The following is a 9,422-nucleotide window of genomic DNA, read 5'->3' as shown; positions in this document are numbered from 1 at the left end:
CAACGCAACTGCGCCGACATCTGCGCAATGGTTGCGTTGTCGCGGTCGCGGCTCGCGCCGCTCCTACAGGGGCTTTCGGCCGCTTGCCAGGGGGCGGGGCGAGTCATCCGCCGCCGGCCGCTTACTCGGGGCCCGGCGCCGCCGGCAGCCGCGTCATCCGCAGCACTTCGTCGCTGGGCTGGGCGGACTTGTTGGCCAACACCTGCTGCAGCGATTCGACCTCGGCCCAGACCATGTGCTGCAGCGCCTGCAGCAAGGTCTGGCCGGCGTCGGACAGGCTCAGCCGGCCGTCCGCGCTCAGCGCCAGCCCGGCCTCGATCAATGCGTGCTTCATATGGCTGGTCTCCGGCTGCACCCCGCGTTGCAGGCCGACCAGGACGCTCAGCAGAGCGTGTTCTCGCAACGACACCTTGAACAAAACGCCATTCTCCCTGCCCGCACCCGTTCCGCCGCGAACGCGCGCCGGATCCGGCACGTCATGCCTTATATGTGCCTGTAATCACGATATGGGAATGCATGTGATGACATTTTTGACTGGGATACGTGCAGGCGAAAGTGGCGTTCGTGCCCCGGCCGGAGTACGGTAACGCCGCGCGCCGGAGTGCCCGGCGGCCGGGCGCGTTGTAACTGTCACGCCGATGGCGCATCTTCGCCGCCTACGCCGGCCGTTTGCGCCGGCCGATGCCACCAGGAACCGGAACTCCATGCTGATCTACGACCGCGTCGTCCCGCTCAACCGCGACACCCATCGCAACCTGCGCATCCGCAGCTCGCAGCACAATGCCCGCTTCGCCGCCAGCCTCAATTCGGTCCCGGTGGCCACGGTCGAGTTTCCCAGCGCCGCCACCGAGTACGCGATCGTGTTCGCCAAGCTGGCCAACGGCGACTTCCTGCCGGCGGTGCTGGTGGGCCTGCGCAACCAGCAGAACCTGTACGTGGACGACAGCGCGCGCTGGCGCCGCGGCTATGTGCCGGCGTTCCTGCGCCAGTATCCGTTCGTGCTGGCCGAGGACCGCGACAGCGGCACGGTGACGGTGTGCGTGGACATGGCCTACGACGGCCTGTCGGAAGAAGAGGGCGAGCCGCTGTTCGGCGACGACGGCGCCGACACCGAGAACCTGACCCGGGCGATGGGCTTCCTGCAGGACCTGCACAACGAGTTCAAGCGCACCGCGGCGTTCGCCGCCAAGCTCAAGGAACTGGACCTGCTGGAAGAGCGGGTGATCCGCTTCGGCACCGGCGATCAGCCGCAGGCCGAGTTGAACGGCGTCTACGCGGTGTCGGAAGAAAAGCTCATGAAGCTCGACGACGCGCAGCTGCCGGAGCTGTTCCGCACCGGCGCGCTGGGCCTGATCTACACCCACCTGCTGTCGATGCGCAATCTGGAGCGGCTGTCGGAGCTGGCCCAGCAGGAAGAAGGCAAGGGCGCGGCGGGCGGCGCGGTCAACTGACGCCGTGCCGGTCGCAGCTGCCGCCGGCCGCAGCAACGCACTATTCGGGGGCGGCCTTCGGGCCGCCCTTCGTTTTTTCCGATCCTGATTTTCCAACTCTCACTTCGAACCCAAACCCAAACCCAAACCCGGAGATCGGACATGGCGCTCAAGCGGATGGACAACGTCGGAATCGTGGTCGAAGACCTCGGCGCGGCGATCGACTTCTTTCTCGAACTGGGCCTGGAGCTGGAAGGGCGGGGCATGGTCGAGGGCGAATGGGCCGGCCGCGTCACCGGGCTGGGCGACCAGCGCGTGGAGATCGCGATGATGCGCACGCCCGACGGCCACAGCCGCCTGGAGCTGTCGCGCTTCCTCGCCCCGGCGGTGATCGCCGATCACCGCAACGCGCCGGTCAACGCGTTGGGCTATCTGCGGGTGATGTTCGCCGTGGACGACATCGACGACACCCTGGAACGGCTGCGCGCCCGCGGTGCGCAACTCGCCGGCGACGTGGTGCGCTACCAGGACATCTATCGGCTGTGCTACATCCGCGGGCCCGAAGGGATCCTGATCGGGCTGGCGCAGGAACTGGGCTGACCGCGGGACGCCGGCGCGGGTGATGCGCTGCCCGGGCGCGCGGCTGTCGTCGGCCGCGCGCCACTTCTTGCGACGGACTCCCACCCAGGCGTGGCGTTCGAGTCTCAGCATGTAGCGATGCGCGAAACGGCGCGCTTGCGCTGAAAAGACGACGCGCGCTGCAGTTGCTTCGGCTGTTGCGCACATCCTGGCGAGGCGGAATCGCGCCGCCATGTTTCCGCCGTGCAACAACAGCGCGTCGATGACAATGCGATAGGCGTCGCGCCGTTTCTCAGCGCGAGTCGCGAATGCCGCGCTTGCGATCGCGGGTTGTCATCGTCGTGGATGTTCGGCGACGCGCGTTCGGCTTGCGTTCTCGCTTCGATGAGACAGGCGTTGACCCGCGCGAACGGATCCATCGCATTCGAGACGACGTCGCGATGCGCGCAGCGGGAAAACAGCAGCGTGTCGCTATATGACGAGACGCCGCGACACGATCTTCGCCTGCAGATGCCGCCGAAACGACGCAACCCGAACGCGCGTCGTTTCTCACGGGTGTGATACCGCTCAAGCGAAACCAGGCTGCGCGCGAGCGCGCACGTCGTTCGCCCGTCACGCGTAAGACTTGTGAGGACGAGATTGCATGCGCGATACATGCGTGACGTCTTGCGCGTGCCTTGTCATGTAGCAGTTCAAACATCGTCACATAGCGAACCTACCTTGGCGCGGTCTGCCGTCCCCCTCCCGTCGGGGCGGCGCAACAGGGATGGTTCCGGGTCGATGCATCTACGCCTCATTGCAGCCGTCGGTCTGACCATGTTCGGGCCGGCGGTTCTCCATGCGCAGGAAACTGCGGCCCGCGCCGACGCCGCGCCGGCGGCGGCGCGCTTCGACATCCTCGCCTACCAGGTGCTGGGCAACAGCAAGCTCAGCAACCTGGACATCGAAAAGATCGTCTACCCGCACCTGGGCCCGCAGCGCAGCGAGCAGGACGTGGAGAACGCGCGCGCCGCGCTGCAGTCGCTGTACGACAGCCGCGGCTATCCCACCGTCAGCGTGGTCATTCCCGAACAGGACGTGGCCACCGGCCTGGTCACGCTGCAGGTCAACGAACAGAAGGTCGGCCGCCTGCGCGTCAACGGCGCCGATTATTTCTCGCCCGACGAGATCGAGCGCGCCGCGCCGTCGCTGGCCGCGGGCTCGGTGCCCAACTTCAAGGACGTGCAGCGCGACATCCTCGCCTTGAACCAGTTGCCCGACCGCCTCGTCACCCCGGAAATCAAGGCCGGGGCGACGCCGAACACGGTCGATGTCGACCTCAACGTCGAGGACGCGCTGCCGCTGCACGGCTCGCTGGAGCTCAACAACCGCAACAGCGCCAACACCACCGACCAGCGCCTGTCGGCCAGTGTGCGCTACGACAACCTGTGGCAGCGCGGTCACAGCTTCAGCCTGTCGGCGCAGGTCGCGCCGCAGCGCAGCTCCGACGCGCAGGTGTATTCGGCTTCGTACCTGGCCCGCTTCGGCGCCTCGCCGTGGTCGCTGCTGGGCTATGCGGTGCGCAGCAAGAGCGATATCGCCGTGGTCGGCGACCTCAACGTGATCGGCAACGGCACCCTGGCCGGCGTGCGCCTGATGCGCTCGTTCGCCGCGGGCGAGGGCTTCTACCATTCGCTCAGCCTCGGCGTGGACTACAAGGACTTCACCGAATCGCTGATCCAGGGCGCCGACCGCGGCGCGGTACCGATCGAATACTTCCCGCTCAGCGTCAACTACAACGCCGATTGGGTGAAGGAGCGCTCGGTCGCCGACCTGGCCCTGTCGGCGGTGTTCAACCTGCGCGGCGTCGGCGACGGCCGCGCCGCGTTCGACGCCAAGCGCTACCAGGCCCAACCCAATTTCTTCTATCTGCGCGCCGGCGGCTCCTACACCTGGAAGTCCGAACGCGACGCGCAACTGATGCTGCGCCTGCAGACCCAGTTCGCCGGCGAGCCCTTGATCAGCAACGAGCAGTTCAGCATCGGCGGCCTCGACAGCGTGCGCGGCTATTACGAATCCGAAGCGCTCGGCGACCTCGGCGGGGCGGCGACGCTGGAGGCGCGCACGCCCTCGTTCGCCGACTCGCTAGGCGAGGCGTTCCAGGAACTGCGCCTGCGCGCGTTCGTCGATGCCGGCTACGCCCGCATCAACGATCCGCTGCCCGAGCAGACGCGCAGCGAAACCCTGGTCAGCGCCGGCGTCGGCGCCACGGTCAAGGCCTTCGGCCATTTCAACGGCTCCATCGATGTGGCCCATCCGTTGTCCAGCCCGAACGGACGCGAACGCAAGCCCGACTCGGTCGAGGTCGGCGTGCGGCTGTGGGGCGAGTTCTGAGGTAGTGCGACGTGTGGGAGGGGCTTTAGCCCCGACGCTTCGGTGCCCGCTCGCCGCAGCGGCATCGCGACCTGAGCCAAAGGCATCGGGCCTGAAGGTTCTTCCACAACCAGCTATTCGAAGCCGTACCGAACATTTATCGGGGAAAGTGTCGTGACTCAATTGCGCGTGTTGCTGGCCTGTTCGCTGCTGCTGTCGCTGCTGTCGGCTCCGGCCGCGGCGGCCTCGTGGTGGGACGGCAAGTGGAACTACCGGGCCAAGATCGATCTCAACACCACCTCGGCCGGCGCGGCGATGACCGAGCCGGGCGGGCGCGCGCAGGTGCTGGTGCGCCTGCACTCGGGCAACTTCAACTTCGCCGACGCCAAGGAGGACGGCAGCGACGTGCGCTTCATCGCCGCCGACGACCGCACGCCGCTGAAGTACCACTTCGAGAAATACGACGGCCTGGTCGACCAAGTCGCGCTGGCCTGGGTCGACGTGCCCAGGCTCGACGCCAACGCATCGGCGTCGGTGTTCGTCTACTTCGGCAATCCCGAGGCCACGCCCGGCGGCGACCCCAAGGGCAGCTACGACGCCGACAGCGTCGCGGTGTTCCACTTCGCCAACCAGGGCGCGGCCGGCGCCGACACCACCGCCTACGGCAACAACGCGCAGGCGCCGCTGACCCTGGCCGAGACCGCGCTGATCGGCTCGGGCCTGCAACTCGACGGCAAGGCGCCGGTGAAGGTGCCGGCCTCGGCCTCGCTGAATCTCGCCGCCGCGCAGCCGCTGACCCTGAGCGCGTGGATCAAGCCGGCCGGCGCCAACGCCAGCGGCGTGATCGCGTCCCTGCCGGGCGCGTTGACGCTGCTGATCGAGCAGGGCGTGGTCTACGCCGAAGCCGGCGGCGTGCGCACCTCGGCCGGTGCGCCGCTGGTCGGCGAAGGCTGGGCGCACATCGCGGTGCGCGCCGACGCCGGCAAGCTCAACGTCTACGTCAACGGCGCCCCGGCCGGCGAAGCCGCGGCGGCGCCGGCGGCCGCCGCCGCGGGTTTGTGGATCGGCGGCGAAGACGGCGCGGCGCGGCCGAACTTCATCGGCCAGATCGACGAGCTGCAACTGTCCAAGGTCGCGCGCCCGCTCGGCCTGATCCAGGCCGCAGCGCACAGCCAGGGCCTGGACGCCAAGCTGCTGACCTTCCAGCCGGTCGAACAGCGCTCCGGCGACGGCGGCCACAACTACTTCGGCATCCTGTTCAGCGCGCTGACCGTCGACGCCTGGATCGTGATCGTGATCCTCGGCTTCATGGCCGCGATCTCGTGGTGGGTGATGATCGGCAAGGGCTTGTTCGTCAACACCGTGTCCAAGGCCAACGAGCGTTTCCTCGAAGCGTTCCGCAAGCAGGCCGGCGAATACCCGCTGCACGATGTTTCCTGGGTGCGCGCGGCCGAAGGCGGCGGGCCGCTGAGCGGCGAGAAGTCCAATCTCGCCCGCATCCTCGCCATCGGCCTGGACGAACTGCGCAACCGCGTCGCCGCCGGCGGCGGGCGTTCGGTGGTGCGGCCGCAGTCGATCGCCGCGATCCGCTCGGCGCTCGACGCCGCCGCGGTGCGCGAAGGCCAGCGCCTCAACAAGCTGATGGTGCTGCTGACCATCGCCATTTCCGGCGGCCCGTTCCTGGGCCTCCTCGGTACCGTGGTCGGCGTGATGATCACCTTCGCCGCGGTGGCCGCGGCCGGCGACGTCAACATCAACGCGATCGCGCCCGGCATCGCCGCGGCGCTGCTGGCCACGGTCGCCGGCCTGGCCGTCGCGATCCCGGCGTTGTTCGGCTACAACTACCTGCTCAGCCGCACCGAGGCCATCGGCGCGGACATGCAGGTGTTCGTCGACGAGCTGGAAAAGCGCATCGCCGAGGACTACGCCGGCGACGCGCCGCTGCCGGCGCACCTGGCCCGCAGCGTGTCGACGGAGACGCTGCCGTGAAGGTCCAGGGCAAGAAGCCTTACGACGACATCAACATCACGCCGATGCTCGACCTGGCGTATGTGCTGCTGGTGATCTTCATCATCATGACCACCGCGGCGGTGCAGGGCATCAAGGTCGACCTGCCCAAGGCCAGCGCGGCGCAGCCGCTGTCGCAGCCCAAGACCAAGGTCATCGCCATCGACAACGCCGGCCAGGTCAGCATCGATGCGGTGCCGGTCAGCATGAGCGAGCTGGAACAGCAGCTGCGCAACGCGCTGGCCAACGACGCCGAACTGCCGGTGATCCTGCGCGGCGACCGCGCGGTGCAGTACGACAAGGTCATGGCGGTGCTGGACCTGTGCAGCAAGCTCGGCATCTCCTCCATCGGCCTGGCCTCGCAGCGCCAGGGCCAAGGCTGAGCGGGGGGCGCGCGTGTCCGCAACCTACGGCCGCGGCTCGAAGGCCTCGCGCATCTTCGGCGTGCTCGGCGCGATCGGCGTCGTCGCGGTGATGGCGTGGCTGGTGTGGTCGCTGATGCAGGGAGCCGGGCCGACGGTCAAGCGCCAGCCGCCGCGCATCACCCAGGTGATCCTGCCGCCGCCGCCTCCGCCGCCGCCGCCGGAACCGGAGAAGACCGCCGAAGAGCCCAAGCCGATCGAGAACACGCCGTTCGAATCGATCGAGCCGCCCAAACAAGATTCGGCCGAGCCGCCCGGCGATCCGCTGACCGCCGACGCCGGCCCCGGCAACAACGAGTTCGGCCTGCAGGCCGGCGAGGGCGGCGGCGGCACCCGCATCGGCGGCAAGGGCGGTGGCGGCAATCCCTATGCCGGCTACGCGGCGATGGTGCAGCGCACCGTGCAGCAGTACCTGCAACAAGGCGAGAAAACCCGCAAGGGCCACTACAGCGCCACGGTGGCGATGTGGTTGAACCCGGACGGGACGATCCAGCGCTCGCAGGTGATCGCCGGCACCGGCAAGCCCGAGCTCGACGCGGCCATCCTGGCCGCGCTGCAAGGGCGCTCGTTGCCGCAGGCGCCGCCGGCGGAGATGCCGCAGCCGATCAACCTGCGCATCGGCGCGATGTCGCCGGGCTGAGACCGCTTCGAACCGTTTTCACTTTCAGGAAGATGACGCATGACTGCTTCGACTCAACCGCTCCGCCGTCTTCGCGCCAATGCGCTGGCCCTGGCGCTGCTGTCGGCCTGCGCCGCGCCGGCGCTGGCGGCCGCGCCGGCGGACGCGGCGAAGATCAGCCCCGAGGTCACGCTGAAGCTGATCGACCTGCTGGTCGCCAAGGGCGTGCTGACCCGCGGCCAGGCCGACGACCTGATCGCCGAGGCGAGCGCGAGCGCGGCGGCGCATCCGGCGCCGGCCGTGGCCGCGCAGCCGGCTTACCAGACCGCGCCGGGTGCGGTGGTCGTGCCCTACGTGCCGGAAGTGGTGCGCCAGCAGATCAAGGACGAGCTGCGCGCCGAAGTGGTGCAGCAGGCCAAGAGCGAAGGCTGGGCGGCGCCGAACGCGCTGCCGGAATGGACCCAGCGCATCAGCTTCTACGGCGACCTGCGCGCGCGCGCCGAGGACGTGCTCAACGACGGCGAGAACTATCGCGAGTTCCCCAACTTCGCCGCGCTCAACGCCGGCAGCGGCTACGACATGGCCGACCCGGTCGCCAACCCGGTGCCCTACGTCAACACCACCAAGAACCGCGGCCGCCTGCGCCTGCGCGCGCGGCTGGGCGTGCACGCGCAGATCTCCGACTGGGTCGAGGCCGATCTGCGCCTGGCCAGCGGCAGCGACCGCAGCCCGGTGTCGACCAACCAGACCCTGGGCGCCGGCGGCAACCTGTCCAAGTACTCGCTGTGGCTCGACCGCGCCTACGTGCGGCTCAAGCCGACCGCGTGGCTCAGCGCCGACATCGGCCGCACGCCCAATCCGTTCTGGACCAGCGAGCTGCTGTTCGACAACGACCTCAACTTCGACGGCGTCGCCGCGCAGGCCACCTTCCGCCACAGCCCGGACTTCAAGAGCTTCGTCAACGTCGGCGCGTTCCCGGTGTTCAACACCGATTTCGATTTCGGCTCGACCCAGGAGCTGGACAAGGAAAGCAGCCGCGACAAGTGGCTGTACGGCGCGCAGGCCGGCTTCGACTGGGCGTTCGCCGACGACATGTCGCTCAAGGCCGGCCTGGGCTATTTCCTGTTCGACCACCTCAACGGCCAGTTCTCCTCGCCGTGCCTGGCGCCGACCTCCAAGGACGTGTGCGACACCGACCTGTCGCGCCCGCAGTTCCAGCAGTTCGGCAACACCATGTTCTCGATCCGCAACATCGTGCCGGCGCAGGGCGCGCCGAACGGGCCGCAGCTGCAGTACTTCGGCTACGCCAGCGAGTTCGGCGTGGCCAACCTGCACGCCGCGCTGGAGATCGCGCGCTTCGATCCGGTCAAGATCGTGCTCGAGGCCGACGTGGTCAAGAACCTCAAGTACGACGCCAAACGCATCCGCGCGCTGGGCCCGCTCAACAACTTCAAGCCGACTTTCGATCCGGCCGCCACCGGCGTCTTCGACGGCGGTGACATGGGTTACTACATCAATCTGCTGGTCGGCCAGCCGAAGATCGAGAAGGCCTGGGACTGGAACGCCAGCATCGGCTACAAGCGGATCGAATCCGACGCGGTGCCGGACGCCTTCACCGATTCGGACTTCCACCTCGGCGGCACCAACGCGCGCGGCTTCATCGTCGGCGGCGCGCTGGGCCTGGCGCGCAACACCTGGCTGGGGCTGCGCTGGCTCAGCGCCAACGAGGTCACCGGCCAGCCGTATTCGGTCGACGTGGTCCAGCTCGACCTCAACACCCAGTTCTGACCGCGGAGAGCGCGCATGAGCCTTCCCACCATCCGCCACGCCGCCCTGCGCAGCGCGCCCTTGCTGGCGGCGCTGTGGTTCGCCGCTTCCGCCGCGCACGCGCAGAGCGCCAACGAGACCCGCCTGCGCGATGCGCTGCGCGACACCGCCTCGCGCCTGCGCACGGCCGAGGCCGCGCTGGCGCAGCAGCAGGCCGCGACCGCCGCGGCCGAGCGCGAGCGCGAC

General features: G+C 68.7%; 9 protein-coding genes. 8 read left to right on the top strand and 1 reads right to left on the bottom strand.

The genetic code is table 11. The annotated features are described in order from the left end of the window. Positions 1 to 121 precede the first annotated feature (121 nt). Complete coding sequence (locus A7A76_RS20980; RefSeq protein ID WP_206413128.1) at positions 122 to 403, bottom strand: hypothetical protein; 282 nt, start codon at positions 401 to 403, stop codon at positions 122 to 124. A 301-nt stretch (positions 404 to 704) separates the two neighbouring features. Here A7A76_RS20980 and A7A76_RS20975 point away from each other — a divergent pair, with 301 nt between their 5' ends. From A7A76_RS20975 to A7A76_RS20940, 8 genes are all read left to right on the top strand, one after another. Continuing rightward, positions 705 to 1,451, top strand: a complete 747-nt coding sequence (locus A7A76_RS20975) for a SapC family protein (protein WP_206413127.1) — start codon at positions 705 to 707, stop codon at positions 1,449 to 1,451. Positions 1,452 to 1,592: 141 nt separating this feature from the next. Continuing rightward, the gene (locus A7A76_RS20970) at positions 1,593 to 2,030 is read left to right on the top strand and encodes a VOC family protein (RefSeq protein ID WP_206413126.1); all 438 of its coding nucleotides are present in this window, start codon (positions 1,593 to 1,595) and stop codon (positions 2,028 to 2,030) included. 759 nt (positions 2,031 to 2,789) lie between these two features. Further along, positions 2,790 to 4,382 carry a ShlB/FhaC/HecB family hemolysin secretion/activation protein gene (locus A7A76_RS20965; protein ID WP_241201093.1) on the top strand — a complete coding sequence of 531 codons (1,593 nt, stop codon included), beginning with the start codon at positions 2,790 to 2,792 and terminating at the stop codon, positions 4,380 to 4,382. Positions 4,383 to 4,535: 153 nt separating this feature from the next. Beyond that, the gene (locus tag A7A76_RS20960; RefSeq protein ID WP_206413125.1) at positions 4,536 to 6,350 is read left to right on the top strand and encodes a DUF2341 domain-containing protein; all 1,815 of its coding nucleotides are present in this window, start codon (positions 4,536 to 4,538) and stop codon (positions 6,348 to 6,350) included. Beyond that, positions 6,347 to 6,751 carry an ExbD/TolR family protein gene (locus A7A76_RS20955; protein ID WP_206413124.1) on the top strand — a complete coding sequence of 135 codons (405 nt, stop codon included), beginning with the start codon at positions 6,347 to 6,349 and terminating at the stop codon, positions 6,749 to 6,751. Before A7A76_RS20960 ends, A7A76_RS20955 begins: the two co-directional genes overlap by 4 nt. A gap of 13 nt (positions 6,752 to 6,764) precedes the next feature. After that, positions 6,765 to 7,430, top strand: coding sequence for a TonB family protein (locus A7A76_RS25970; protein ID WP_206413123.1), 666 nt, complete (start codon positions 6,765 to 6,767; stop codon positions 7,428 to 7,430). Between the two features lie 39 nt (positions 7,431 to 7,469). Next, positions 7,470 to 9,197: a putative porin gene (locus A7A76_RS20945; RefSeq protein WP_206413122.1), complete on the top strand. Its 1,728-nt coding sequence runs from the start codon at positions 7,470 to 7,472 to the stop codon at positions 9,195 to 9,197. Between the two features lie 15 nt (positions 9,198 to 9,212). Then, the coding region (locus tag A7A76_RS20940; protein ID WP_206413121.1) for a hypothetical protein at positions 9,213 to 9,422 on the top strand (210 nt) is incomplete at its 3' end.

This window comes from Lysobacter enzymogenes (assembly GCF_017168095.1).
GTDB lineage: Bacteria > Pseudomonadota > Gammaproteobacteria > Xanthomonadales > Xanthomonadaceae > Lysobacter > Lysobacter enzymogenes_D.
Note: the sequence above shows the minus strand (reverse complement) of the source record. Positions and strands in the feature narration are given on the sequence as shown.

Coding starts and splice junctions, on each gene's coding strand:
- A7A76_RS20975 (WP_206413127.1), top strand. CDS start 705: ATGCTGATCTACGACCGCGTCGTCCCGCTCAACCGCGACACCCATCGC.
- A7A76_RS20970 (WP_206413126.1), top strand. CDS start 1,593: ATGGCGCTCAAGCGGATGGACAACGTCGGAATCGTGGTCGAAGACCTC.
- A7A76_RS20965 (WP_241201093.1), top strand. CDS start 2,790: ATGCATCTACGCCTCATTGCAGCCGTCGGTCTGACCATGTTCGGGCCG.
- A7A76_RS20945 (WP_206413122.1), top strand. CDS start 7,470: ATGACTGCTTCGACTCAACCGCTCCGCCGTCTTCGCGCCAATGCGCTG.